We start from the raw sequence: 25002 nt of genomic DNA on the forward strand, positions 1-25002 counted from the left end.
ACGAATAGTGCGACAGCAACATAACCCATGAAAGGTGCAGGTCGAACCCACTTCTTGGTGGTAGAGGCTTCAACGAGTGCGGGCGGAACCCAGGGGTTCGAGACGGACCACGACGGACTTCGATGTCGGGGTGTTGGAGCCGAGGGCGACGGAGTCGAGCGGGACGAGCGGGTTCGTCTCCGGGTAGTACGCCGCGGCGGTGCCACGCGGCACGTCGTACGCGACCGTCCTGAAGTCCGTGACGCGGCGGGTCGACCCGTCCGACCAGACCGAGACGACGTCGACGACCGCGCCGTCGTCCAGGGCCTGCGCGGCGAGGTCCTCGCGGTGCACGAACACCACTCGGCGACCACCCTCGATGCCGCGGTAGCGGTCGGACAGCCCATAGATCGTCGTGTTGAACTGGTCGTGGCTGCGCAGCGTCTGCAGGAGCAGGTGACCGTCGGGCACGTGCAGCACCTCGATCGGCGACACGGTGAGCACCGCAGCGCGCTCACGGGTCGCGAACGTCAGCGAGTCGCGCGGCGGGTGCGGCATGACGAAGCCGCCCTGACGCTCGGTGTTGACGTCGTACCCCGCACACCCCGGCACGACGCGCGCGATGTGCTGGCGCACCACGGTGTAGTCGTCGCGCATCTGCGCCCACGGGATCACCGGCGCCGACGCGCGGCGCGACAGCGTCTCCTCGGCCAGGTGCGAGACGATCGCCGTCTCGGACAGGAGCATCTCGCTTGCCGGCTCCAGGTTGCCGCGGGAGGAGTGCACGACCGACATCGAGTCCTCGACGGTCACGTGCTGTTCACCGGACGGCCGGCGGTCGATCTCGGTACGGCCGAGCGTCGGCAGGATCAGCGCGGTCCGCCCGCACACGAGGTGCGAGCGGTTGAGCTTGGTGGCGACGTGGACGGTCAGGTCGGTACGGCGCAGCGCGTCCGCGGTCACGTCGGTGTCCGGAGCGGCGTGGACGAAGTTGCCGCCGAGCGCGACGAAGACCGAGACCAGGCCGTCGCGCATCGCGCGGATGGTGTCGACGGTGTCGTAGCCGGGCTCGCGGGGCGGCGCGAAGTCGTACTCGGCCGCGAGCGCGTCGAGGAAGTGCTGCGGCGGGCGCTCCCAGATGCCCATGGAACGGTCGCCCTGGACGTTCGAGTGGCCGCGTACGGGGCAGAGCCCGGCGCCGCGCCGCCCGAGGTCGCCGCGGACGAGCGCGATGTTGACGACCTCCTTGATCGTGGCGACCGCGTTGCGGTGCTGGGTCAGACCCATCGCCCAGCACCAGATCGTCGCGTCCGACTCGCGCAGCATCTGGGCGGCCTCGGTGATCTGCGCGCGCGACAGGCCGGTCGCCACCTCGACGACGTCCCAGTCGACCGCGCTGACGTGCGCGGCCCACGCGGCGTACCCGGTCGTGTGCTGCGCGACGAACACATGGTCGATCGCGTCCCACTCCACGAGCAGCGCGCCGATCGCCTGGAGCAGCGCGAGGTCGCCGTTGACTCGTACGGGCAGGTGCAGGTCGGCCAGCGGCGTCCCGGAGCCGACGACACCACGGGGCTTCTGGGGGTTCTTGAAGGCGACCAGCCCGGTCTCGCGCAACGGGTTGATGCTGAGGATCTTGGCGCCACGCCGCTTGGCGGTCTCCAGGGCCGACAGCATGCGGGGATGGTTGGTGCCGGGGTTCTGGCCGGCGACCACGATCAGCTTCGCGTCGTACAGGTCGCGCAGCTGCACGCTGCCCTTGCCGATGCCGATCGTCTCGAGCAGCGCCACGCTCGTCGACTCGTGGCACATGTTGGAGCAGTCGGGGAGGTTGTTGGTGCCGAAGGCGCGGATGAAGAGCTGGTAGGAGTACGCGGCCTCGTTGGAGGCGCGCCCCGAGGTGTAGAACGCCGCCTGGTCGGGGGAGTCGAGCGCGTTCAGATGGTCGGCGACCAGCGCGAACGCGTCGTGCCAGCCGATCGGCTCGTAGTGCGTCGCGCCCGGGCGCTTCACCATCGGGTGCGTGAGGCGGCCCTGCTGACCCAGCCACAGCTCGTCGTGGGCGTCGAGGTCGGCGATCGAGTGGCGCGCGAAGAAGTCCGGCGTCGCGCGGGCCCGGGTGGCCTCCTCGGCGACCGCCTTTGCGCCGTTCTCGCAGAACTCCGCGACCGAGCGGTGCTCCGGGTCGGGCCACGCACAGCTCGGGCAGTCGAAGCCGCCGACCTGGTTGAGACGGCGCAGCGTCTTCGTCGCGCGGACCGGCCCCATGGCGCGGACGGCACGGTCGAGCGCGACGGCGACACCCGTGACCCCGGCGGCGGCGTGCTTGGGGTGGCTGACCTCCAGGTCTGGCTCGGGTGCCGGTGGCTCGCTCACGACTCGCTCCGGGGCGACAGGTGCGGGGCGCGGCGCTGGCGGTGGAGCGCGAACGGGCGCCCGCGGACCGTACGGGCAGGGGACTCGAGCGGCTGCTGGCGCTGGTCGGAGTGTCCGAGATGGCCGGGCGACGCGAGGAGGTCCGTCGGGCGGAGACGGACGACGACGCACTCGCGGGCCCAGCGCGCGACCGCCTCGTCGGGCTCGAAGAGGTTGAGCCGCTCCGAGGCCAGCAGCGCCGTCACCTCGACCCAGTCGGGGTGCTCCGGGTCGATGACCTCGATTGTCGCGCGGACCTGGGCGACCTGGGCGCGCGTCGACTTCGCCCGCAGGTCGAGCACGACGTCGGGCTGTTCTTTGATCCCCGGGAGCGGCTGCTCGTCACCACCGGCCACGACGCACGCCGCGTCCTCGAGCCACGCGTGCCAGACGGGGTGCCACGTGCCGTCGTACACGATCCACATCAGGCCCGACTTCTTGGCGACCTCGGCGACGAACGCCCTGCGAAAGAGGGCGTCGAACTCTTCGTCGGACGGCTCGGCGGGGTCCATGAGCGCCAGCATAGGCCTCTCTCCGCCGGGACACAGGGCTTCGACCCACGGGCCCGTACGGCAGCGCATACTGCGGACGTGAACGTCCTCCTGGCCACGGTCGCCGTGCTCGGCGTCTCCCTGTCCGGCCCCCTGATGGCCGGGACACAGGCGCCGGCGCTCGCGATCGCGTTCTGGCGCAACGCGCTGGCCGAGGTCGTCCTGCTCCCGGTGGCCGCCACCCGGAACCGGCGCGAGCTGCGGTCGCTGACCCGCGCCGACGTCCGAACCTGCGTCCTCGCGGGCGTGGCGCTGGCCGTGCACTTCGCGACGTGGGTCAGCGCGCTCAAGCTGACGTCCGTCGCCGCGGCGACGGCGCTGGTCTCGATGCAGGTCGGCTGGGTCGCGCTGATCGGACGGCTGCGCGGGACGCGCATCCCGCTCACCGTCGTCCTGGGGCTGCTGATCTCGTTCGGGGGCGTCCTCGTGATCACCGGAGTCGACCTGGCCCTCTCGCGGGACGCGCTGGTCGGCGACCTGCTGGCCGTGGTCGGCGGGCTCAGCGCCGCGATCTACACCGTGACGGGGGCGCGGGCGCGCGAGACGCTCACGACGACCTCGTACACGCTGCTCTGCTACGGCGTCTGCGCCGTCCTTCTCCTGGTGGCGTGCCTCGTCGGGGGAGTGCCGTTGACGGGGTTCGGGGCGGGAGCATGGGCCGGGATCATCGCGGTCACGGTCACCGCGCAGCTGCTCGGGCACTCGGTGATCAACCACCTGCTCGCTGTGATGAGCCCGATGCTCGTCTCGCTGCTCCTGCTGCTCGAGGTGCCCGGCGCTGCCCTGCTCGCGGCGGCGCTGCTCGGACAGGCGCCGGGGATGGGCGTTTACGTGGGGCTGGGACTGATCCTCGCCGGCCTCGCGGTCGTCGTCACGCGCCGGCCACCGCGTCGTACAGACGTCCCGGACTCCGACTGAGGCAGGCGTGAGAAGCAGGTCACACTCGTACGCATGTTACTAGTCGTTAACACTACTCGTAGGTACAGTCAGGCCTGATCCCGTCCCCGCTGCACCGAGGTGACCCGTGTCCGTCGAAAACAAGGCGCTTCGCTCGCGCCGCTCCTGCCTCGCCGTTCCCGGCTCGAACCCGCGCTTCCTCGAGAAGGCCAAGGGTCTGCCCGCCGACCAGGTCTTCCTCGACATCGAGGACGCGGTCGCGCCGCTGGCCAAGCCCGACGCCCGCAAGAACATCGTCGCCGCGCTCAACGAGGGTGGCTGGGGCGACAAGGTCCGCGTGGTGCGGGTCAACGACTGGACGACCCAGTGGACCTACCGCGACGTGATCGAGGTCGTCGAGGGCGCCGGCGCCAACCTCGACTGCATCATGCTGCCGAAGGTGCAGACGGCCGAGCAGGTCGTCGCGCTCGACACGCTGCTGACGCAGATCGAGAAGACGATGGGCTACGAGGTCGGCCGCATCGGCATCGAGGCGCAGATCGAGAACGCGCTCGGCCTGACCAACGTCAACGCGATCGCCGCCGCGTCGCCGCGTGTCGAGACCATCATCTTCGGCCCCGCCGACTTCATGGCGAGCATCAACATGAAGTCGCTCGTCGTGGGCGAGCAGCCCCCGGGCTACGACGTCGGCGACGCCTACCACCACATCCTCATGAGCATCCTCATGGCGGCACGGGCGTACGACAAGCAGGCCATCGACGGGCCTTACCTCCAGATCCGCGACACCGAGGGCTACCGCCGCGTGGCGTCGCGCGCGGCTGCGCTCGGCTTCGACGGCAAGTGGGTCCTGCACCCCGGCCAGGTCGACGTCGCCAACGAGGTCTTCAGCCCCCGCCAGGAGGACTACGACCACGCCGAGAACATCCTCGACGCATACGACTGGTTCACCTCCGAGGCCGGCGGCAAGAAAGGCTCGGCGATGCTCGGCGACGAGATGATCGACGAGGCCTCGCGCAAGATGGCCCTCGTGATCTCGGCCAAGGGACGCGCTGCCGGCATGCAGCGCACCACCACGTGGGAAGCGCCGACCGACTGAGGTCGTACGACACCTCAGCCGCCGTCGTACGAGAGACAGAGAAGAGAAGAACATGGGTCGCTTGGTCACCACCGACGGTCTGACCGACGTCCAGGAGGAGATCCTCAAGACCGTCCGCGAGTTCGTGGACAAGGAGATCATCCCGGTCGCCACCGAGCTGGAGCACAAGGACGAGTACCCGCAGGCCATCGTCGACGGCCTCAAGGAGCTCGGGCTGTTCGGGCTGACGATCCCCGAGGAGTACGGGGGCCTCGGCGAGTCGCTGCTGACGTACGCGCTGGTGGTCGAGGAGATCGCCCGCGGCTGGATGAGCGTGTCGGGCGTCATCAACACGCACTTCATCGTGGCGTACATGCTCGTGCAGCACGGCACCGAGGAGCAGAAGAGCAAGTACCTGCCGCGGATGGCCACGGGCGAGGTGCGCGGGGCGTTCTCGATGTCGGAGCCGGCACTGGGCTCGGACGTCTCGGCGGTCTCGACGAAGGCGACCAAGCAGGCCGATGGGTCGTACTCGATCACCGGCCAGAAGATGTGGCTCACCAACGGCGGCTCGTCCAACCTCGTCGCGGTGCTGACCAAGACCGACGAAGGTGCCGACTCGGTCTACAAGAACATGACGACGTTCCTGATCGAGAAGGAGCCCGGCTTCGGCGAGACGGCTCAGGGTGTCACCATCCCGGGCAAGATCGACAAGATGGGCTACAAGGGCATCGACACGACCGAGATGATCTTGGACAAGCACGAGATCGCGGCCGACCAGATCCTCGGCGGCGAGCCCGGCAAGGGCTTCTACCAGATGATGGACGGCGTCGAGGTCGGCCGTGTGAACGTCGGTGCCCGTGCGGTCGGCATCGCCAACCGTGCCTTCGAGCTCGGCATCGCGTACGCCCAGCAGCGTGAGACCTTCGGCAAGCCGATCGCGCAGCACCAGGCGATCCTGTTCCGTCTCGCGGAGATGGGCACGAAGGTCGAGACGGCGCACGCGATGGTCGTGCGGGCCGCCCGCAAGAAGGACGCCGGCGAGCGCAACGACGTCGAGGCCGGCATGGCCAAGATGGTCGCCTCGGAATACTGCAACGAGGTCGTCGAGGCGTCGTTCCGGATCCACGGCGGCTACGGTTACTCCAAGGAGTACGAGATCGAGCGCCTCTATCGCGAGGCGGCGTTCATGCTGATCGGCGAGGGCACGAGCGACATCCAGAAGATGATCATCGGTCGCAGCCTGCTGAAGGACTACCAGCAGCGCTGATCACGTCGCGGTGTGCGGCCCGCCGGCCGTACCTCCGTTCGGGTACCCCACGCCAACGCCACTGCCCCTAGCGCACACGCTGGGGGCAGTGGTGTTTCGCTGGGGTACCCCAACGAGGGGTCGTAGCCGAGGAGCCTGTGGACGCCGTACGACGGGTGCTGGCGCGGCTGCGTACGGTGGACGACATGCCGTCCACCACCGCGCCGCCCACCCTGACCCCGTCCCGCGCTGCGGTCGCCGATCGCGTGATCGGTGCCCTTGCAGGCCCGGGCGCGACGCTGCGCGACGACCAGGTCAGCGCGGTCGCCGCGCTGTCCGAGCCGAAGGCGCGCGTGCTGGTCGTCCAGGCCACCGGCTGGGGCAAGTCCGCGGTCTACTGGGCGGCGACCGCGATCCGTCGCGACGAAGGTGCGGGGACCACGCTGGTCGTGTCGCCGCTGCTCTCGCTGATGCGCGACCAGGTGGCGGCGGCTGGCCGAGCGGGTCTGCGGGCGGAGACGCTCAACTCGTCCAACATCGAGGAGTGGTCCCGCATCGAGGAGTCGTTGCGCGCCGGCGACGTCGACGTGCTGCTCGTGTCGCCCGAGCGGCTCGCCAACCCTGGCTTCGGCCGCCGGGTGCTCGACGCGCTCGCGGGCCAGATCGGCCTGCTCGTCGTCGACGAGGCGCACGCGGTCTCCGACTGGGGCCACGACTTCCGTCCCGACTACCGCCGCGTCTCCGACGTTCTCCAGCGGCTCAACCCGGACACCCCCGTGCTCGCGACGACGGCGACCGCCAACGCGCGGGTGACGGAGGACGTGGCGCGGCAGCTCGGAGAGGAGACGCTCGTGCTGCGCGGACCGCTCGCGCGCTCGAGCCTCGAGCTGTCCGTGGTCGACCGGTTGTCGCCCCTGGAGCGCTACGCGTGGGTGGTCGACCATCTGCCGACGCTTCCGGGGTCCGGCATCGTGTACGTCCTCACGGTCGCCGACGCCGGTCGGCTGGCCTCGGCGATCCGCGCCGTGCACGGTGAGGCGGCGCCGGTCGCGGCCTACACAGGTCAGCTCGAGGCGGCCGAGCGCGAGCGCCTCGAGGACGCGCTGCGCCGCAACGAGGTCAAGGCGCTCATCGCCACGTCCGCGCTCGGCATGGGCTACGACAAGCCTGACCTCGGGTTCGTCGTCCACGTCGGCGCGCCGCCGTCGCCGGTCTCCTACTACCAGCAGGTCGGGCGTGCCGGACGCGCCATCGACCACGCGCACGCGGTGCTGCTGCCGTCGAGCGCGGACGACGGCATCTGGGACTACTTCGCCACGGCGACGATCCCTGTCGCCGACCAGGTCGCGCGGCTGCTCGCGGCGATGGGCGACGCGACGCCCGACGCCCCCGCCACGGTCGTGAGTCTGGAGGCAGAGACGGGCCTGCGCCGTGGCCGTGTCGAGCTGATGCTCAAGCAGCTCGCGGTCGACGAGGTCACCGAGCGCGTCGAGCGGGGATGGGTACGCACTGGACGGGAGTGGTCGTACGACGCCGAGCACTATGACGGTGTGGTGGCGGTACGCCGCCGCGAGGCCGACATCATGCGCGCCTATACGCGGGGCGAGCGGTGCTTGATGCAGCTCCTGCAGGAGTCGCTCGACGACCCGGAGGCGACGCCGTGCGGGCGGTGCTCGGTGTGCCGAGACGCGCTCCCGGACGCACTGGCCGCGGCCCCGCAGCCCGAGACCGTACGCGCGGTGGCCGGCGTGCTGCGCGGCCAGGACAACCTGCTCGAGCCGCGCAAGATGTGGCCGGGCGGCACCTTCGGGTCGCGCGGACGCATCGGTCCCGACCGTACGGTCGAGCCCGGGCGTGCGGTGATCCACGCGGACGCGCCGGAGTGGCGCGAGGTCGTCCGCGAGGCGTTCTCGACGGACGCACCGGCACCGCAGGAGCTGCGAGACGCGTGCGTGGGGGTGCTGTCGCGCTGGAAGGGTGACTGGCGTTCCCGTCCGGAGGTCGCGGTCGACCTCGCGGCCGCAGGCTTCCCCGTCCTCACCGCGAGCGTCGCCGACCACCTCGCCCAGGTCGGACGGCTCGAGCGGGCGACGGTGCCGGTCGACCCCGCCGCCGTCCGAGGCGACCTCCGCGACCTGACGTCGGCGGCCGAGGCGGCGCTGTGGCGCGACGCCGTGCAGGTGCCGGCGGAGACGGCCGCCGCGATCTCTGGCCGTACCGTGCTCCTGGTCGTCGACGCCACCGCGTCGCAGTGGCCCGTGACCGTCGTCGGTGGTGCGCTGCGGGCCGCGGGGGCGTCAGCGGTCCTGCCACTGCTCCTGCACCGACGCGTGTGACGGCTCCTCACCGCAGGTGCGTTTGGTCCCAGCCGATGACGAAGTCGTACATCGCCTGCGTCAGCCCGTGGTCGTGCGCCGACGACGGCCTCCACCACACGTCGAGCATGACCCACGCCTCGGGTGAGGTGCCGTTGCCGCGGTCGTTGCGGCCCAGCTTGCGCCGTACGGTCGTCGCGCCGTAGACCAGCCCCACCGGCAGGACGAGCGCGTGGGTCGCGTCGTCGACGGGCACCGCGGTCGGCAGGATCCAGCCGGCGGTGACCGGCTTGCGCGAGGTCGTGTAGGTCAGCAGCCGCCCCTGCGTCGACTGGACCCGCGTGTACACGTCCTCGAAGGGGATGTGGCGGTACTCGCAGGCGGTGACGAACGACTGGACGTTCTCTCGTGCCTGGCTGTCCATTCGGGGAGGCTAGTTGCGGTGTGTTACATCTGCGTCACACGAACGGACGTCAACCCCCGTCCGCTCTTCCGCGGACGCCACGCGGACGGGGGCCGGGCTCAGGTGGCCGGGTTCAAGACCCAGTCCCGGACCTCGGGCATGTCCTGGAGGTGCTCGCGCACGTAGTGGTAGTGCTTCTCGAGCATCTGCGCGCAGTGCTCGCGCAGCTCCTGCGAGTTGGCCGGAGTCACCCTGGTGTTGTTGAGCACGTCCTCGACGAGCTGGTAGCGCGACATCCCGTTGAGCACCGTCATGTCGAATGGCGTGGTCGTGGTGCCCTGCTCGATGAAGCCGCGGACGTGGAACCGGTCGGCGTCCGGTCGGCCGTGGACGAGCTTGTGGATCGCTCCGTGGTAGCCGTGGAACGCGAACACCACGTCGACGTCGTCGGTGAACAGCGCGGAGAACTCTGCCTCGGACATCCCGTGCGGGTGGTCCTTCTGGCGCGGCAGCGTCATGAGGTCCACGACGTTGACGACCCGTACGGACAGGTCCGGGACCCACTCCTTCAGCAGCTGCGCCGCCGCGACCGTCTCCGCGGTCGGGACGTCTCCGGCGCACCCCATCACGATGTCGGGCTCCGTCGTGCCGTCGTCGTTGCCGGCCCAGTCCCAGATCCCCGCACCCTTTTCGCAGTGCGCAGCAGCCTCGTCGATCGACAGGTACTGGAGGTGCGGCTGCTTGTCGATGGCGATGAGGTTCACGTACGACCGCGACCTGAAGCAGTGGTCGGCCACGGAGAGCAGGCAGTTGGCGTCCGGCGGCAGGTAGACCCGCGACACTGTCCCGCGCATGTTGAGCACCACGTTGATCAGACCCGGTCCCTGGTGGGAGAAGCCGTTGTGGTCGTTGCGCCACGTCGTCGACGTCAGCAGGACGTTGAGGCTGGGGATCGTGGCGCGCCACGGCAGGTGGCCGGCCTCCTCGAGCCACTTCGCGTGCTGGACGGTCATCGACGCGCTCACCATGCCGAAGGACTCGTACGTCGCGAAGAGGCCGTGGCGTCCGGTCAGGTTGTAGCCCTCGAGCCAGCCCTGGCAGTTGTGCTCGCTGAGGACCTCCATCACCCGACCGTCGCGCGAGATCTTGACGTCGTCCGGTGTGATGCGCTCCATGAACGCGCGGTCGGTGACCTCGAAGACGGCACCGAGCCGGTTCGAGTTGGTCTCGTCCGGGCAGTACAGCCGGAAGTTGTGCGGGTTGTCGCGATAGATGTCGGCCATCATCGCACCGAGCACGCGGGTGTTCTCGAAGCGCTCCGCGGCCGGGTTCAGCACCTCGATCGCGTAGTCGGAGAACGGCCGCAGGGCGAGGTCCTGAGTGAGCACCCCGCCGTTCGCGGCCGGGTTGGCGCTCATCCTGTGGTCGCCCTCGGGGTTGTTCTCGTCGACCTCGGCACTCGGCCGGCCGTCTGGGAAGAGCTCGTCTGGACCGTACGACCTCATCCACGCCTCGAGGATCGCGAGGTGCTCGGGGTTGTCGCGGACGCCGGACAACGGCACTTGGTGTGCGCGCCAGGTGCCCTCGACCACGACGCCGTCGATCTCGTGCGGGCCTGTCCATCCCTTGGGGGTCCGCATCACGATCATCGGCCAGCGCGGCATCTCACCGTCCCAGGTGCCTCCGCGTGCCGCATCCTGGATCGCCTTGATCTTGCCGTACGCCTCGGCGAGCACCGCGGCGAAGCGCAGGTGCATGCCCGGCAGGTCCTCGCCCTCCACCTCGAGCACGTCGTAGCCGTGACCGGTGAAGAGCTCACGTACCTCCTCGGGAGGTTTGCGGCCAAGCACGGTCGGGCTGGCGATCTTGCCGTCGTTGAGGTGCAGGATCGGCAGCACGGCGCCGTCGCGCTCGGGGTTGACGAAGGAGATGCCCTTCCAGGACCCCTCGAGCGGACCGGTCTCGGCCTCGCCGTCACCGACGACCGCCACCGCCAGCAGGTCGGGGTTGTCGAAGATCGCCCCGAACGCGTGGATGAGGACGTAGCCGAGCTCGCCGCCCTCGTGGATCGAGCCCGGCGTCGTCACCGAGACGTGGCTGGGGATCCCGCCGGGGGTCGAGAACTGCCGGCAGAGGCGGGTGAGGCCCTCGGTGTCGAGCGAGACCTCGGGATAGACCTCGGAGTAGGTGCCCTCGAGATAGCCCGCAGCGACGATCGCAGGGCCACCGTGGCCGGGCCCGGACAGATAGATCGAGGACTGACCGGTCTGGCGGATCAGCCGGTTCATGTGGGCGTAGATGAAGGACTGCCCGGGGCTCGTGCCCCAGTGACCGAGCAGGCGCGGCTTGATGTCGTCAGCAGACAGCGGGCGCTGCAGGAGCACGTTGCTCTTGAGGTAGATCTGCGCGACCGTCAGGTAGTTGTTCGCCCGCCACCACGCGTCGACCGTCGCGACCTCCTGGTCGGACGGGTTCGCGAACGCGGTCACGTCGAAGGACGACTCGGTCATGCGTGCTCCTTTGCTCCGGAGTGGTCCGCCGTCGACGCCGGGCGGGCGGGTGAGCCCGTCCGGACCAGGGCGACGGTGTGCTGAGCGATCTCGGCCTCCTCATCGGTGGGGACGACCGCGACGCGGATCGGTCCACCGCCGATCACGAGGCCCTCGGGAGGCACAGGGGAGACGTTGCGGTCGTGGTCGATCTCGATCCCGAGGTGGCCGAGCGGATCGCAGACCTCGACACGAAGGTTGGCGTCGTTCTCGCCGATCCCGGCGGTGAAGACCAGCGCGTGGACACCGGGGACGATGGCGAGGTAGGCGCCGACGTACTGACGGATCCGGTACACGGCGAGGCGTACGGCGCCAAGGGCGGCCTCGTCCCCGTCGGCGGCGCGATCGGCGATCACGGCCATGTCGGAGTCGCCGGTCAGCCCGAGCAGCCCGCTGCGACGCTCGAGGAGCTCGGCGACCTCTCGCGTCGTCATCCCGGCCGAGTCCTGGAGGAACAGCACCGCCGACGCGTCGAAGTCTCCGGAGCGCGTCCCCATCACAAGGCCGGACAGAGGCGTGAAGCCCATCGACGTGTCGACGCTGCGGCCGCCCTGCACCGCGGTGATCGAGGCGCCGTTGCCGAGGTGGCAGACGATGAGGTTGACCTCGGCCTCAGGGATCCCGAGCAGCGCCGCGGTCCGGCCGGTGACGTACTCGACCGACGTCCCGTGGAACCCGTACCGGCGCAGCTGGTGGGTCTGGGCGAGGTCCTGCGGGATCGCGAACGTGTAGGCCTCCCACGGCAGCGTCGCGTGGAACGCCGTGTCAAAGACGGCGACCTGGGGGAGGTCGGGATCGCGCTCCTTCATCAGCCGCAGGCACTCGACTGCGACCGGGTTGTGCAGCGGCGCGAGCGACGACAATGCGTCGATCTGCGCGAGCACGTCGTCATCGACCACGACAGGTGCGCTGAAGGTCGTGCCGCCGTGCACGACACGGTGGCCGACGCCGATCAGCCCGTCGAGGCGCGCACCGGCTTCGTCGAAGCGTCCGAACATCGCGGCGATCGCGTCGGCGTACGAGGCACCGGGCAGCGGCCGCTCGGTCGGCTCCTCGCCGGTGACCTGATAGCGCAACGACGTGCCGTCGTGCCCGATACGGGAGACGATCCCTCGTCCCAGCCGCGTACCCGACGTCGCGTCACGAAGCTCGTACTTCAGTGACGACGAGCCCGCATTGATGACGAGCACCGTCTCGTCCGGCATCGTTACCCTCCTCGCACGGGCAGCTGCTGCGGCGCGATCCGCGGGGCCACCCGCTCAGTCTGTCTCCGTGGGCTGGTCGCCGCACTCTGAGTAGATCCTCCCGCACGAGCGCGTCACACAAGGCGCACGCCGCTCCGAGTCACTAGGGTGATCTGCAGTCGATGAGGAGGAATCGCATGGCGCAGCAGCAGGGCAGGCAGGGGTTCAGGCTGGAGTATCCCCAGCACCTGGCGTTCTTCGACCAGTACGCCGACGCGCAGCGAGCGGTGGACTACCTATCCGACCAGAAGTTCCCGGTCGAGAACATCATGATCGTCGGCACCGACCTCAAGCAGGTCGAGCGTGTGACCGGCCGGATGACGTGGGGCAAGGCGGCAGGGTACGGCGCGGCCACCGGAGCGTGGTTCGGCCTGCTCCTCGGACTCATCGTGGGGATCTTCGCTGAGCCCGGGGACTGGTTCCCGATCGTGCTGTCGGCGATCCTCTTCGGCCTGGTGTTCGGTGTCGTCTGGGGTTTGATCGGGTACGCGTTCACCGGCGGGCGTCGTGACTTCACCTCGGTGACGCAGGTGGTGGCGTCGCGGTACGAGCTGCTCGTCGAGCACAAGCTCCTCGCGGACGGGCAGCGCCTGCTGGCAGGCGCCCACCAGGCTGGCGCGGGGCAGTCCGCCCCGCAGGCACCGACAGCTCCGCCGCAGCCGCCGCCCGCGCAGGCGCCCCCCGAGGCGTGAGCAGCTCCGACACCCGAGCCGTCACGGCGTTCCGGCGGCAGGCGGAGATCTGCGCGTCGCTCGGGTCGCCGATGTACGGCGACCTGATCGGCGCGCTGGCCGACGACCTCGCCGGCGGCGGCCCGACGAAGGACGTGCTCGGCCCCCTCGCGGACGACGGTGCTGCTCCGCCGGTCCTGCTCGCGCTGAGGCTGGTGGGCGGGCTTCACCGCCTCGTCCTCGACGACGAGGTGCCCGCGCTCGCTGCGTCGTACCCGAGTGTCGGCGGCGTGTGGGATCGCGACGTTGCGTGGCCCCACGTACGCGCGGCGCTCGTGGAGCACCGCGAGCGGCTGCACGCGTCGCTCGACCACCCCCTGCAGACCAACGAGGTCGGCCGCTCCGCCGCCCTCGCCGGCGGCGTTCTGCGTGTCGCCGACCGGTTCGCGCTGCCCGTGCGGCTGATCGAGATCGGTGCGAGCGCCGGACTCAACCTGCGCGTCGACCACTACCGCTTCGGATCGCCCTCGGGCTGGTGGGGACCCGTCGACTCCCGCGTCGCGATGCGCGGCGCGTGGAAAGGGCTCTCGCCACCCGTCGATGCCCCGCTCGAGATCGTCGAGCGCACCGGCTTCGACCTCACCCCGCTCGACATCGGACAGGCGGACGACCGGCGTGTCCTCGAGGCGTACACCTGGCCCGACATGACCGAACGACTCTCCCGCCTGCGCGCCGCGACGACGATCGCGCAGGAGGTGCCCGTACGGCTCGAGCAGCGCAGCGCCGCCGACGGACTCGACGCGCTCGAGCTCGTCGACGGGACGGCCACGGTGGTCTGGCACTCGATCACGTGGCCGTACCTCGACGACGACGAGCAGCGGCGCATCGTCGAGCGGCTCGACGCGCTCGGTGCGACCGCAGATGTCGATCGTGTCCTGGCGCACGTCCGGCTCGAGCCCGCTGACGTGCTCGCCGGCCCGTACCCGGTCATCCTGACAACGTGGCCGTTCGGCGAGGCGACGGAGATCGGGTCCGCGCCGCCGCACGGCCTTCCCGTCACGTGGACGGCCTGAGGAGTCAGCGATGCCGGCGCAGCTGTGGATGGTGCGGCACGGGCCGACCGAGTGGGCGCGAAACGGACGCCACACGAGCCATACGGACCTGCCGCTGCTGCCTGACGGCGAGGAACGCGCACGCGACCTCCTGCCGCGACTGGCAGGCACGTCCTTCGCGCTGGTCCTGACGAGCCCGCGGATGCGCGCACGGCGCACGGCCGAGCTCGCGGGCTTCCCCGACGCCGTGGTCGTGCCGGAGCTGGCCGAGTGGGACTACGGGGCGTACGAGGGACTGACGACGCCACAGATCCGCGAGGACGTGCCGGGGTGGACGACCTGGACGCACGGCGCGGGAGAGGTCGGAGGTGAGACCGCGGACGAGGTGGCGGCGCGCCTCGACCGGGTCGTCGCCCGGGTCCGTGCCGAGGACGGCCCGGTGCTGGTCTTCGGGCACGGCCACGCGCTGCGTGCGCTCGCGGCGCGATACCTCGGGGAGCCGGTCCGGTTCGGCGCGCGACTCGCGCTCGACACCGCCACACTGTCGGTGCTCGGGTATGAGCACGACACGGATCCGGTGATTGAGCGCTGGAACTGCTGAGCGCGAGGGGGACGCGTGGAGTCGCTTTTCTGGATCATGCTGGTGGCCGCGATCGCCCCGGTCGTCGCGGCGGCGATGCCGCGACGGCTGGTGCCGGAGGTCGTGCTGCTGCTCGTCGGAGGGATCGTCGTCGGCCCCTTCGTGCTCGACCTCGCCGGGGTCGAGCCGCCGATCGACCTCCTGCGTGAGCTCGGTCTCGGCTTCCTCTTCCTGCTCGCGGGCTACGAGATCGAGGTGGACGAGCTGCGTGGCAGGGGCGGACGCCGCGCTCTGGTGACCTGGCTCGTCTGCCTGGCGCTGGCGTTCGCGACCGTCGCGCTCCTTTCGGCGACCGCGCTGGCGAGGCACGCCGAGACGGCCGTGGCGATCGCGCTGACCTCCACCGCGCTCGGGACCTTGCTCCCCATCCTCAAGGACTCGGGGCTGACGAGGACGCGGTTCGGCCGGACGGTCGTCAACCACGGGACGTTCGGGGAGCTGGGGCCGGTCGTGGCGATGGTCATCCTGCTCGGCGTCAACGGACCGGAGCGCGCAGTGCTGTCGCTCCTGCTCTTCGGCGTGGCGGCTGTCCTGGTCGCGGTCGTACCGACGAGGCTCCTGCCGTCGGCGTCGGTGATCCCGGGCCTCGTGCGCGCCGGCGCCGAGACGACGGCACAGACGACCGTACGCTTCACCGTGCTGCTCCTGGTGTCCCTGAGCGCTCTCGCTCTGGCCGTCAAGCTCGACACCATCCTGGCCGCCTTCGCGGCCGGCTTCATCCTCCGGCGGGCACTTCCCGGAGGGGACGAGCGACTCGAGACCAAGATCGACGGGCTCGCCTTCGGCCTCCTCATCCCCGTTTTCTTCGTGACCTCCGGAATGGCGATCGACCCCGCTGCTGTGTCGAAGGAGCCGGTCGTCCTCATCGCCTTCGTCCTCCTCATCCTGCTGGTGCGCGGAGGGCCGGTACTGGTGGCGACGCTGCTGCAGCGCGAGCCCGACGGCACCCGCAGCTTCGGCGTGCGTGACTCCGTACGGGTGTCTCTGTGGGCCTCGACCGGCTTACCGATCATGGTCGCGGTGAGCACGGTCGCGGTCGACGCGGGGGAGATGACCCAGACGACGGCGTCGATCCTCGTCGCGGGCGGCGCGATCACCGTCCTACTGCTGCCGACGACGGCGACTTTGCTCGCCCGGGATGGGGCCACCCGACCCGGGACGCCGGAGCCGGATCGGTCATGATGACAGGCGCACCGCCGGTTCATCGACGTGAGGAGTGCCCATGCAGTTCGGCCGCAGCTACGAGGAGTTCGAGGTCGGCGCGACCTACAAGCACTGGCCAGGGAAGACGGTCACCGAGTACGACGACCACCTCTTCAGCCTGCTCACGATGAACCACCACCCGCTCCACATGGACGCCAACTACGCCGAGAAGACGACGCAGTTCGGCAAGAACGTGGTCGTGGGCAACTACGTCTACTCGCTGCTGCTCGGCATGAGCGTGCCGGACATCTCGGGCAAGGCCATCGCGAACCTCGAGATCGAGTCGCTGCGCCACGTCGCCCCGACCTTCCACGGCGACACGATCTATGGCGAGACGACCGTGCTCGACAAGTGGGAGAGCAAGAGCAAGGACGATCGCGGAGTCGTCTACGTCGAGACGATCGGCTACAACCAGGACGGCAAGGTCGTCTGCATCTTCCGTCGCAAGGTGATGGTCCCGAAGGACAGCTACCTCGAGGAGCGCGGCGGCGAGCAGCCCGGCCGTCCCGTGCCGGTGCCGGACAAGAACTGGCCCGGCCCGAACGCCGAGTGATGTACGTCACGCAATAATCGCTTTTCAGAAACATTTGCATTTGGGTTAACATCTTCGGGTGACGACACCCGAATCCCTTGCCGGCCGCCTGGAGGAGTTCTTCCTCCAGGTGGCCGCGTGCTGTGAGGAGGAGGGGATCGATGCGTTCCGCGCCGCCGACCTCTCCGCCACGCAGGTACGCACGCTGCTGACCGTGGCGAGCCGGTCGGAGGACACCCAGATCACCGACGTCGCCCGGGCGCTCGAGATCTCGGTGGCCGCGGCCGGCCGCGCCGTCGACCAGCTGGTCGGGCTCGGACTGATCCGCCGGCAGGAGTGCGCGAAGGACCGTCGTGTCCGCGTCGTCACCCTCACCGACGAGGGGCGTGACCTCGTCGGACGTCAGCTGAAGACCAAGCGGGCGGCCCTCCAAGAAATCGTTCGCGATCTGTCGGACCCGACACGTAGCCTTCTTGATCGCGCGCTACGAGCCGCCCTCGCCGAACGCCAACCCACACCCCCGGGTAAGGACCCTTCTTCATGAGTCAAGACACCCAGACGCCACCCGGCCCTGGTCCCCACAGCACGCCTGACGGCAGTGACAAGCTCGACGCCGCCGTCCTCAAGGTGGCGGGCGTGGTCGTGCTCGGCGCGATCATGTCGATCCTCGACATCACTGTCGTCAGCGTCGCCCTCCCGACCTTCCAGAACGAGTTCGATGCCTCGTACGCCGAGGTCGCGTGGTCGATGACCGCGTACACGCTCGCGCTCGCGACCGTCATCCCGCTGACAGGGTGGGCTGCCGACCGATTTGGCACGAAGCGTCTCTACATGACCGCGCTGGTGCTCTTCACCGCCGGCTCCGTGCTCTGCAGCCTCGCCGGTGGCATCACCGAGCTCGTGGCCTTCCGTGTGATCCAGGGCCTCGGCGGCGGCATGCTGATGCCGCTGGGCATGACGATCATGACCCGCGCCGCCGGTCCGCACCGGATCGGTCGCGTGATGGCCGTTCTCGGGGTCCCGATGCTGCTCGGCCCGATCGCCGGCCCGATCCTCGGCGGCTGGCTCATCGAGAGCCTCAACTGGCACTGGATCTTCCTGATCAACCTGCCGATCGGCATCATCGGGCTCGTCTACGCATGGCGCGTGCTGCCGAAGGACTCGCCGGAGCCATCGGAGTCGTTCGACTGGACCGGCATGATCCTCCTGTCGCCGGGCCTCGCGCTGTTCCTGTTCGGTGTCTCCTCGATCCCCGAGGAGGGCACGATCTGGGCGACCAAGGTGCTCGTCACCGCGGCGATCGGAGCCGTGCTCATCGTGGCCTTCGTCTTCCACGCGTTCCGTCCCGAGCACCCGCTGGTCGACCTGCGGCTCTTCAAGCACCGCAACCTCACGGTCGCGGTGGTCACGATGGCGTTCTTCGCGGTCGCGTTCTTCGGCGCGAGCATCCTGTTCGCGGCGTACTTCCTGCAGATCCGCGGAGAGACGACCCTCATGGCCGGTCTCCTGCTGGCGCCGCAGGGCATCGGAGCGATGCTCACGATGCCGATCGGTGGCGCACTCACCGACCGCATCGGCCCCGGCAAGGTCGTGCTCGGTGGTCTCGCGCTGACGACGCTTGGCATGGCGGGCTTCACGCAGGTCGGCGCCGACACCTCGTACCCGTTCCTGCTGGGCGCGCTGTTCGTGATGGGCCTCGGCATGGGTCTGACGATGATGCCGACGATGACGGCGGCGCTCGCCACGCTCACCGACCACACGATCGCTCGGGGCTCGACGCTGATGAACATCATCCAGCAGGTCGCGGCATCCATCGGTACGGCGGTGTTCTCGGTGGTGCTGACCAACCAGCTGGCGAGTGGCAAGTCGCTCGGCGAGCTGCTGGCCCTCCCGCCGAACACCCCCGCCGAACTGGCCGACACCTCGCTCGCCGAGGCCGCGATCGGCTCGTGGAGCAAGCCGGAGCTGCTCGACCTGATCCCTGCGAACCTGATCACCCAGGGGCTCGCCGAGGCTGCTGATGCGTTCGGCGTCGCGTTCGTCCTGGCGACGGTGCTGATCGCGCTGACGATGGTTCCCGCGTTCTTCCTTCCGCGCAAGCGGATCGAGCGCGAGGACGAGGGTGCTGCGCAGGCTCCGGTGGTCATGCACTGACGAGGAGCTGACACCTCTGCTTCGGCGGTGGGTCTGCTGTCACCGAACGGGGGTCGGTGACAGCGGGCCCACCGCCGTTGGTGTGTCTGGCGCCGGACGTCGCCGGTAACCTGACCGCGTGCTCATCGACCTCCACACCCACTCGCGCCGGTCCGACGGCACCGACAGCCCGACGGAGCTGGTCGAGAACGCGGCTCGCGCCGGACTCGCTGTGGTCGCGCTGACCGACCACGACGCGATGACGGGGTGGGACGAGGCGCAGATCGCCGCCGACCGGGTCGGCATCACCCTCGTGAAGGGTCTGGAGATCTCGTGCACGTTCCGTCACCGCGGAGTGCACCTGCTCGGCTACGAGCCCGACCCGTCCGACCCGGCGCTGCTCGCCGAACTCGAGCAGGTGCTGCGGGGGCGGCAGGACCGCCTCCCCAAGACCCTCGCCAAGCTCAACGAGCTCGGCATCCCGATCACCGAGGACGACGTCCTCGCCGTCTCGGGTGACGCCGCGGCCACCGGACGCCCGCACGTCGCCGACGCGCTGCGGATCGCGGGGGTGGTCGCGAGCCGCGACGAGGCGTTCGAGAGGTTCCTGATGCCGGGGCGCCCGGCGTACGTCGACCGTTACGCCGCCGACCTCGAGCACATGATCCGGCTGCTGGTCGCCGCCGGGGGACGCGCGGTGATCGCGCATCCGTGGACGCGACAGAGCCGTTCGGTCCTCACGGCGGAGACGATCGGCGAGCTCGCCGACGTCGGGCTCGCCGGGCTCGAGATCGACCACAACGACCACGACGCCGACACGCGTGCGGCGCTGCGGGCGATCGCTGGCGACCTCGACCTCGTCGTCACGGGGTCGAGCGACTATCACGGGACGGGCAAGGTCGGGTACGACCTCGGGATCAACACGACGGCCCCGGACCAGGCCGTACGGCTCCTCGGCGACCGGGTCACCCTCTTCCGCTGACCCCGGGTCACTTTCTGCCCTCGCCGGGTCACTTTCTGCCGGCGCGCTGGGTGAGAGAAACCCACGACCCATCTGGAGTGGGTCAGTAGACTTTAATGGTGAGCATCACTGTCGAACCCACCCTTCCGCGCTTCGAGGGCGCGGAGGTCGTCGTGTCCGCACCCGCACCCGGCCCCGGCAACTGGGCCGGCGCCCCGTCAGCGATCTATGCCGAGGGCGCGTTCTGGCTCGCCTATCGGGTCCGCCGTCCGCTCGACTCCGGACGCGGGGTCAGCGTCGTCGTGGCGCGCTCGGAGGACGGGCTGCGGTTCGAGCAGGTCACGGAGATCCACCGCGAGGACTTCGGCGCCGAGTCGTTCGAGCGCCCCGCGCTGGTCTTCATGGGCGACGCCGGGTGGCGGATCTATCTGAGCTGCGCGACGCCGGGGTCGAAGCACTGGTGGATCGAGGCGGTCGACGCTCCGACCGTGCGCGACCTCCCCCGCGGCCGTCGTACGGTCGTGCTGCCGGGAGACGAAACTGTCGGTGTGAAGGATCCCGTGGTGCTCCTCGACGAGGACGGGTGGCACCTGTGGGTCTGCTGTCATCCGCTCGACGTGCGTGGAGCCGAGGATCGGATGGCCACGCGCTACGCGACGAGCACGGACGGTCTGACGTGGGCGGACCATGGCATCGTCCTCGCCCCGACCGCGGGCTCGTGGGATGCGCGCGGCGCTCGTGTGACGACCGTGCTCGACCGCGAGCCGCTCACCGTCCTGTACGACGGGCGCGCGGACGCCGCGTCCAACTGGTTCGAGCAGACAGGCCTCGCCCGCGCGCACGGGATCGACGGGGAGCTCGAGCCGGTCGACGGTGCGCCGGTCGCGCACTCCTCAGAGTCCGACGGAGCGCTGCGGTACGCCTCGGCGGTGCCGTTGCCCGACGGCACGACCCGGTTCTACTTCGAGGCGGCTCGCCCCGACGGCGCTCACGACCTCATGACGTCGCTGACGCGCAACGACTGACTCTCGCGGCTGGTCAGGAGGCGGCGCGGTCGCTGAAGGAGCCGAGCCCTTCGTCCGTACGCCAGTCCGCGAAGGACTGCCCGGTGACCTTCTCCAGGAGCTCGATGTCCTCGAGGTAGCCCTCGACGAGGCCCGCTCTGGCTGCGCGGTCGAGCTTGGGGCGTGCCGGCTCACCGCGCCAGTGCAGCGACGCGATCAGCGGCTTGCTGGCGGCACGCCATACCTGCGGCGGGACGTACGCACCCGCCCGGGCCCCGAGCCGTAAGACCCGAGAGGCGACCTGCGTGAATGCGCCCGGTGCGACGTACGGCCTCGAGTTGTCCCGCGGGATCGAGGTGACGAGCCCCGGCTCCAAGCCGAGGAACACGCACATACGGTCGAGAGTCTCGACGGGCTCCGACACGAGCTCGCGATAGCGCAGCACGAGCACGCGGTCGCCCTCGACGTGCCGATAGAGGTCGTCGAGCTGTGCCCCGTACAGGCCGAGCCGGCGGTAGTGCCAGAACGGCGCCCACCCCGCGGCGATCCGCTCGCTCTCCTTGCCGAACGCCTCGACGAAGTCATCAACCGGCTCGAGCCCGTCGGACCACAGGTGCATCCAGTTGGAGTAGGCACGGTCGACCGGGTCGCGGACGACGGCGATCACTCGAACGTTCGGGAGCTCCTCGGCGATCCGTCGGCGGGCGTTGCGCAGGTAGAGGTAGAACGGGGTGCTCTCGATGCGGACCTGGTCGCCCGGCGCCTCGGCGAACAGCGCTTCGTACTCCTCGCGGCGCCAGATCCACTCCTGCTGGCTGTGCGCGTCTCCCGGGCCCCGATAGCCAGGCGGCGGGGCGTCGGCGCACATGTAGTACTTCGGCTCCTTGGGCTGGCTCGAGAAGACCCGAGGATGGAGGGCGAGCGCGGTGTGCAGCGCGCTCGTCCCCGCCTTCGGAGCACCGACGAGCAACACGTCGGGCTGCGGCGTACGAAAGCTCCCCATGACGCGATGCTAAAAAGCCTGTGGCCGAAGGTCGAGAGTTTAGGTCACGCGTATGGGGGTACGTCGGCGCGTCAGCATCCACGCGAGCGGCGTGATGGACGCTGACGCACCGACGAGCGGCAGAGAGTGACCCGGGGCGGGCAGAGAGTGACCCGGACTAGGCGGGCTCGCGGGCGCGGGTCCGCTGCGCGAGGGCGGCCAGGGCGGCAGGGAAGATGTTGGCCGGGGGCGTGACGAGACCGGCGCCGACCTGCCCCGTACCGGCGACACGGCCCGCCATGCCGGTGTTGATCTGCGGCAGGATCCCCGTACGGCAGACGCGGGTGACGTCGATGCCGGTTGGCGTGCCGGCGAACTCCATCACCGGGATCGTCCAGCGCGGGTTCTGGGCAAGGGTGATCTCGCCCATCCTCCGCGTGGTCGCCAGCGCGTCGGGGACCGTCCCGCCGACGAGCCGGACGATCGCGGGCGCGGTCGCCATCGCGAACCCGCCGATCCCGGCCGTCTCGGTGATCGCGGAGTCGCCGATGTCGGGGTTCGCGTCGTCGGGTCCGTACGAGCCGAGGTAGAGGCCGTCGGCGACCTGTGCGGGACCGGTGAACCACTGATCGCCCGTGCCGGACACCTGGATGCCGAAGTCAGTCCCGTTGCGTGCCATCGCCACGACCATCGTCGAGCCCTCGATGTCGCGTGCGGCGTCGAGCGCGAGCTTGCACGCCGGCATCGCGAGGTTGAGGAAGAAGTGGTCGTTGCCGCCGACGAACGCGACCGCGTCCGCGACGTCACCGGCGCGCGACTCCGAGCGGATCATCGCCGGGACCAGATCGCGCAGCAGCATGAGCGTGCCGGCGCGGTTGCGGTTGTGGGCCTCGTCGCCCATCTGCAGCATCTGCGCCAGCAGCGCCGTGACGTCGATCGGGCCCGCCGCGCGCACCGCGCGCTGGAGGACGGGGCCGAGCACGCCCGACATCCACCGCAGCCGCTCGAGGACCTCGGGCGAGTATGCGCCGTAGCGGAGGACTTTGCCGAGACCCTCGTTGAGCGAGCAGTACGTGCGCGCACCGGTCGAGGCGTCCTCCAGGACGAACACCCACATCGACGGCGAGACGACACCCGCCATCGGGCCGACGGCGTGGTGGTGGTGACAAGGGTCGAGGGTGTAGCCGCTGCCGGAGGCGAACAGCGCCGCCGCGTCCTCCGGGTCGTCGACGAGGCCCTCGAAGGCCGCCGCGCCCATGAGCGCGCCGCGCATCGGGCCCGACGCGCGCTCCCACGAGATCGGCGGGCCGGCGTGGAGGAAGTCGCCCGTGCCGAGCCCGAGCGCCTCGCTCGCCGGCAGGACGTCCACGAGCTGCGCCGTGACACCGAGGTAGGCGTCGACGGCCTTGGCGTTGGCCTCCGCGCGCAGCGGGTCGGCGATCACGGTGGCGAGGTCGTCGATCGTGCCCGGCATCGGGGGCTGCCAGTCGACGCGGTTGACGGTCACGGCCTGGTCGGCGACGGCGTCGGCGAACAGGTCCGTCCCCGTGGTGACGACGGTCGGTGCGGTCATCGGCGTTCTCCTGACGCGGTGACGGAGGTGTCTGGGGCGGCCGAATCGGCCGAGTCGAGCGGGGCACCGGCGGCGGTCACGAGGTCGAGCGCGTGACGGGTGGCCTCGGCGTTGGAGGCGAGGACGTACGCTCCGGCGGCGGCCAGCGCATCGGCCTGGATGTCGAGGCCCTGCGGGTCGGCGTCCGTCCCGATCAGGCTCACCACGACGGGAAGGGTGCGACCGGCCTCGGCAGCGCGGGTGCGAGCGTCGGCGACGGCAGGCGCGAGCGCTGCGGCGGGGTCCGGCTCGGCGCCGTGGCCGAGGACGACGTCGAGGAGCACGACGGCGGTCGTCGGGTCCTCGGCGGCGCGGGCGAGCGCCGCGAGGCGCAGCGTCGGGTCGATCATCGGGTGGGCACGCCCGACGGTGAGGGCATCGTCGCCGAAGTCGACCATCGTGTGGGCGTCGACGGGCGTCCCGGAGGTGATCACACGCGTGTCGAGGGCGAGCTCGGGCGCCAGCGGGATGTTGCTGCGGATCGGGCCGAGCACGTCCGCCGCGATGAGCATGGCCTCGTCGCACAGGGTGCCGCCGACGAAGAGTCCGCGCAGGAACCCCGGTCCGCTCGCCTTCTCGGGCTCGCCCCACCGGCGCCAGTGCGGTACGGCGACGTCGAGGGCGGTGAGCACCGCTTCCGTACGGGCGGTGAGATCGGTGCCGGGGGAGAGCAGCGCGAGCTCGACAGGGACGTCGAGCGACTGCGCGTACGAAGTGATCGCCTCGGCGACCTCGGGGGCCGGTGGCTTCGAGACGAGGACGACGTGGCTGGTCGCCGGGTCCGCGTCGAGCCGCGCGAGCGCCGTCCGGGTCGCGAGTCCACCGACGGCCTGCGAGAGGTCGCGCCCGCCGACGCCGAGCGCGGCGCTGACGCCGACGCCCGCCTGGTCGAGGAGGCAGATGATCTGCTGCGTGCCCGTACCAGAGGCGGCGACGACGCCGACGGGGCCGGGGCGGACGGTGTTGGCGAAGCCGAGGCCGACACCGCCGACGAGGGCCGTGCCGCAGTCGGGGCCCATGACGAGGACGTCTCGTCCGGCGGCCGCGCGCTTGAGCGCCAGCTCGGCCTCGAGCGGCACGTTGTCGCTGAAGATCATCACGTCGTGACCGGCCTCGACCGCGTCCATCGCCTCCGGGAGCGCGGACGCGCCGGGAACGGAGACCAGGACCACCGCGTCGCGCGGGGCCTCGCGCAGCGCCGAGGCCGTCGTACGGGCGGGAGCGGTCGTCGCAGCGCCGTCACGCGAGGCCGGCCGGCTGGCGGCGGCGAGCGCCTCGTCGACGGCGGCGAGCGCGTCCTCCAGCGTCGACTCGGCCAGCCGCAGCGCGACGACCATGTCATTGGGGCTGGTCTCGGCAGGGACGTCGAAGCCCATCGCGGCGAGCGTGTCCAGGTTCAGGGCGGTGGCCATCGCGACCTGGGCCTCCGTGATGCCGGGCGTGCCGGCGACCCGCTTGCTCACCTGGAGCAGCGTCACGGAGTCGGCGTACGCGCCGGACCGGATTCGTACGTGGTCGGTCATCAGTCTCCTTGT

The 25002-nt window shown here is 70.4% G+C and carries 21 protein-coding genes; 13 read left to right on the forward strand and 8 right to left on the reverse strand.

All coding sequences use genetic code 11. From position 1 onward, the window contains the following. Positions 1 to 69: 69 nt before the first annotated feature. Entirely contained in the window at positions 70 to 2355 is a 2286-nt protein-coding gene (locus H4N58_RS04970; RefSeq protein WP_167248823.1) for an FdhF/YdeP family oxidoreductase, read from the reverse strand. Next, the gene (locus tag H4N58_RS04975) at positions 2352 to 2906 is read right to left on the reverse strand and encodes a hypothetical protein (RefSeq protein ID WP_167248822.1); all 555 of its coding nucleotides are present in this window, start codon (positions 2904 to 2906) and stop codon (positions 2352 to 2354) included. The genes H4N58_RS04970 and H4N58_RS04975 overlap by 4 nt, the downstream gene beginning before the upstream one ends. A gap of 78 nt (positions 2907 to 2984) precedes the next feature. On the opposite strand from H4N58_RS04975, the gene H4N58_RS04980 reads away from it, so the two are divergent. From H4N58_RS04980 to H4N58_RS04995, 4 genes are all read left to right on the forward strand, one after another. Beyond that, on the forward strand, positions 2985 to 3863 hold the full coding sequence (locus H4N58_RS04980) for a DMT family transporter (protein WP_167248820.1): 879 nt from the start codon (positions 2985 to 2987) through the stop codon (positions 3861 to 3863). Positions 3864 to 3969: 106 nt separating this feature from the next. Then, complete coding sequence (locus tag H4N58_RS04985) at positions 3970 to 4938, forward strand: CoA ester lyase (RefSeq protein WP_167001977.1); 969 nt, start codon at positions 3970 to 3972, stop codon at positions 4936 to 4938. A gap of 52 nt (positions 4939 to 4990) precedes the next feature. Next, positions 4991 to 6187 carry an acyl-CoA dehydrogenase family protein gene (locus tag H4N58_RS04990; RefSeq protein ID WP_167248818.1) on the forward strand — a complete coding sequence of 399 codons (1197 nt, stop codon included), beginning with the start codon at positions 4991 to 4993 and terminating at the stop codon, positions 6185 to 6187. Positions 6188 to 6372: 185 nt separating this feature from the next. Then, entirely contained in the window at positions 6373 to 8502 is a 2130-nt protein-coding gene (locus H4N58_RS04995) for an ATP-dependent DNA helicase RecQ (protein ID WP_167248816.1), read from the forward strand. A gap of 7 nt (positions 8503 to 8509) precedes the next feature. Here H4N58_RS04995 and H4N58_RS05000 read toward each other — a convergent pair whose 3' ends face one another. The 3 genes from H4N58_RS05000 to H4N58_RS05010 all read right to left on the reverse strand — a co-directional run bounded on the left by H4N58_RS05000 (position 8510) and on the right by H4N58_RS05010 (position 12638). Next, the gene (locus H4N58_RS05000; RefSeq protein ID WP_167001981.1) at positions 8510 to 8905 is read right to left on the reverse strand and encodes a hypothetical protein; all 396 of its coding nucleotides are present in this window, start codon (positions 8903 to 8905) and stop codon (positions 8510 to 8512) included. Between the two features lie 98 nt (positions 8906 to 9003). Further along, the gene (locus tag H4N58_RS05005; protein ID WP_167001983.1) at positions 9004 to 11394 is read right to left on the reverse strand and encodes a phosphoketolase; all 2391 of its coding nucleotides are present in this window, start codon (positions 11392 to 11394) and stop codon (positions 9004 to 9006) included. Further along, on the reverse strand, positions 11391 to 12638 hold the full coding sequence (locus H4N58_RS05010) for an acetate/propionate family kinase (protein ID WP_167001985.1): 1248 nt from the start codon (positions 12636 to 12638) through the stop codon (positions 11391 to 11393). The genes H4N58_RS05005 and H4N58_RS05010 overlap by 4 nt, the downstream gene beginning before the upstream one ends. Before the next feature lie 176 nt (positions 12639 to 12814). Between H4N58_RS05010 and H4N58_RS05015 the strand changes: the two genes are divergently transcribed. The 9 genes from H4N58_RS05015 to H4N58_RS05055 all read left to right on the forward strand — a co-directional run bounded on the left by H4N58_RS05015 (position 12815) and on the right by H4N58_RS05055 (position 20894). Further along, positions 12815 to 13369 carry a general stress protein gene (locus H4N58_RS05015; protein ID WP_182397144.1) on the forward strand — a complete coding sequence of 185 codons (555 nt, stop codon included), beginning with the start codon at positions 12815 to 12817 and terminating at the stop codon, positions 13367 to 13369. After that, complete coding sequence (locus H4N58_RS05020; protein ID WP_167001987.1) at positions 13366 to 14421, forward strand: DUF2332 domain-containing protein; 1056 nt, start codon at positions 13366 to 13368, stop codon at positions 14419 to 14421. The genes H4N58_RS05015 and H4N58_RS05020 overlap by 4 nt, the downstream gene beginning before the upstream one ends. A 10-nt stretch (positions 14422 to 14431) precedes the next feature. After that, positions 14432 to 15001 (forward strand): histidine phosphatase family protein, encoded by a 570-nt coding sequence (locus H4N58_RS05025; protein WP_167001989.1) that lies wholly within the window; start codon positions 14432 to 14434, stop codon positions 14999 to 15001. A gap of 15 nt (positions 15002 to 15016) precedes the next feature. Beyond that, complete coding sequence (locus tag H4N58_RS05030; protein ID WP_243845010.1) at positions 15017 to 16222, forward strand: cation:proton antiporter; 1206 nt, start codon at positions 15017 to 15019, stop codon at positions 16220 to 16222. A 40-nt stretch (positions 16223 to 16262) separates the two neighbouring features. Continuing rightward, a complete protein-coding gene (locus H4N58_RS05035; protein ID WP_167001991.1) occupies positions 16263 to 16796 on the forward strand; it encodes a MaoC family dehydratase in 534 nt (177 codons plus the stop codon). Positions 16797 to 16854: 58 nt separating this feature from the next. Beyond that, the gene (locus H4N58_RS05040) at positions 16855 to 17319 is read left to right on the forward strand and encodes a MarR family winged helix-turn-helix transcriptional regulator (protein ID WP_167001993.1); all 465 of its coding nucleotides are present in this window, start codon (positions 16855 to 16857) and stop codon (positions 17317 to 17319) included. Further along, positions 17316 to 18929, forward strand: a complete 1614-nt coding sequence (locus H4N58_RS05045; RefSeq protein ID WP_167001995.1) for a DHA2 family efflux MFS transporter permease subunit — start codon at positions 17316 to 17318, stop codon at positions 18927 to 18929. Before H4N58_RS05040 ends, H4N58_RS05045 begins: the two co-directional genes overlap by 4 nt. Before the next feature lie 118 nt (positions 18930 to 19047). After that, on the forward strand, positions 19048 to 19890 hold the full coding sequence (locus H4N58_RS05050) for a PHP domain-containing protein (RefSeq protein ID WP_167248815.1): 843 nt from the start codon (positions 19048 to 19050) through the stop codon (positions 19888 to 19890). 95 nt (positions 19891 to 19985) lie between these two features. Further along, complete coding sequence (locus H4N58_RS05055; protein ID WP_167001999.1) at positions 19986 to 20894, forward strand: hypothetical protein; 909 nt, start codon at positions 19986 to 19988, stop codon at positions 20892 to 20894. A gap of 13 nt (positions 20895 to 20907) precedes the next feature. On the opposite strand, the gene H4N58_RS05060 is transcribed toward H4N58_RS05055, so the two are convergent. From H4N58_RS05060 to H4N58_RS05070, 3 genes are all read right to left on the reverse strand, one after another. Beyond that, positions 20908 to 21876: a sulfotransferase gene (locus H4N58_RS05060; RefSeq protein WP_167002000.1), complete on the reverse strand. Its 969-nt coding sequence runs from the start codon at positions 21874 to 21876 to the stop codon at positions 20908 to 20910. A 157-nt stretch (positions 21877 to 22033) separates the two neighbouring features. Continuing rightward, entirely contained in the window at positions 22034 to 23428 is a 1395-nt protein-coding gene (locus H4N58_RS05065) for a DUF1116 domain-containing protein (protein WP_167248813.1), read from the reverse strand. After that, positions 23425 to 24990: an FdrA family protein gene (locus H4N58_RS05070; protein ID WP_167248811.1), complete on the reverse strand. Its 1566-nt coding sequence runs from the start codon at positions 24988 to 24990 to the stop codon at positions 23425 to 23427. Before H4N58_RS05070 ends, H4N58_RS05065 begins: the two co-directional genes overlap by 4 nt. Between the last annotated feature and the right edge of the window lie 12 nt (positions 24991 to 25002).

This window comes from Mumia sp. ZJ1417 (genome assembly GCF_014127285.1).
In the GTDB taxonomy this organism is placed as follows: domain Bacteria; phylum Actinomycetota; class Actinomycetes; order Propionibacteriales; family Nocardioidaceae; genus Mumia.

Excerpts from the sequence above, each read along its gene's own strand:
- H4N58_RS05045 (WP_167001995.1), top strand. The coding sequence starts at position 17,316 with ATGAGTCAAGACACCCAGACGCCACCCGGCCCTGGTCCCCACAGCACG.
- H4N58_RS05005 (WP_167001983.1), bottom strand. The coding sequence starts at position 11,394 with ATGACCGAGTCGTCCTTCGACGTGACCGCGTTCGCGAACCCGTCCGAC.
- H4N58_RS04990 (WP_167248818.1), top strand. The coding sequence starts at position 4,991 with ATGGGTCGCTTGGTCACCACCGACGGTCTGACCGACGTCCAGGAGGAG.
- H4N58_RS05035 (WP_167001991.1), top strand. The coding sequence starts at position 16,263 with ATGCAGTTCGGCCGCAGCTACGAGGAGTTCGAGGTCGGCGCGACCTAC.
- H4N58_RS05025 (WP_167001989.1), top strand. The coding sequence starts at position 14,432 with ATGCCGGCGCAGCTGTGGATGGTGCGGCACGGGCCGACCGAGTGGGCG.
- H4N58_RS04975 (WP_167248822.1), bottom strand. The coding sequence starts at position 2,906 with ATGGACCCCGCCGAGCCGTCCGACGAAGAGTTCGACGCCCTCTTTCGC.
- H4N58_RS05000 (WP_167001981.1), bottom strand. The coding sequence starts at position 8,905 with ATGGACAGCCAGGCACGAGAGAACGTCCAGTCGTTCGTCACCGCCTGC.
- H4N58_RS05065 (WP_167248813.1), bottom strand. The coding sequence starts at position 23,428 with ATGACCGCACCGACCGTCGTCACCACGGGGACGGACCTGTTCGCCGAC.
- H4N58_RS05055 (WP_167001999.1), top strand. The coding sequence starts at position 19,986 with ATGGTGAGCATCACTGTCGAACCCACCCTTCCGCGCTTCGAGGGCGCG.
- H4N58_RS04995 (WP_167248816.1), top strand. The coding sequence starts at position 6,373 with ATGCCGTCCACCACCGCGCCGCCCACCCTGACCCCGTCCCGCGCTGCG.
- H4N58_RS05010 (WP_167001985.1), bottom strand. The coding sequence starts at position 12,638 with ATGCCGGACGAGACGGTGCTCGTCATCAATGCGGGCTCGTCGTCACTG.
- H4N58_RS05015 (WP_182397144.1), top strand. The coding sequence starts at position 12,815 with ATGGCGCAGCAGCAGGGCAGGCAGGGGTTCAGGCTGGAGTATCCCCAG.
- H4N58_RS05070 (WP_167248811.1), bottom strand. The coding sequence starts at position 24,990 with ATGACCGACCACGTACGAATCCGGTCCGGCGCGTACGCCGACTCCGTG.
- H4N58_RS05060 (WP_167002000.1), bottom strand. The coding sequence starts at position 21,876 with ATGGGGAGCTTTCGTACGCCGCAGCCCGACGTGTTGCTCGTCGGTGCT.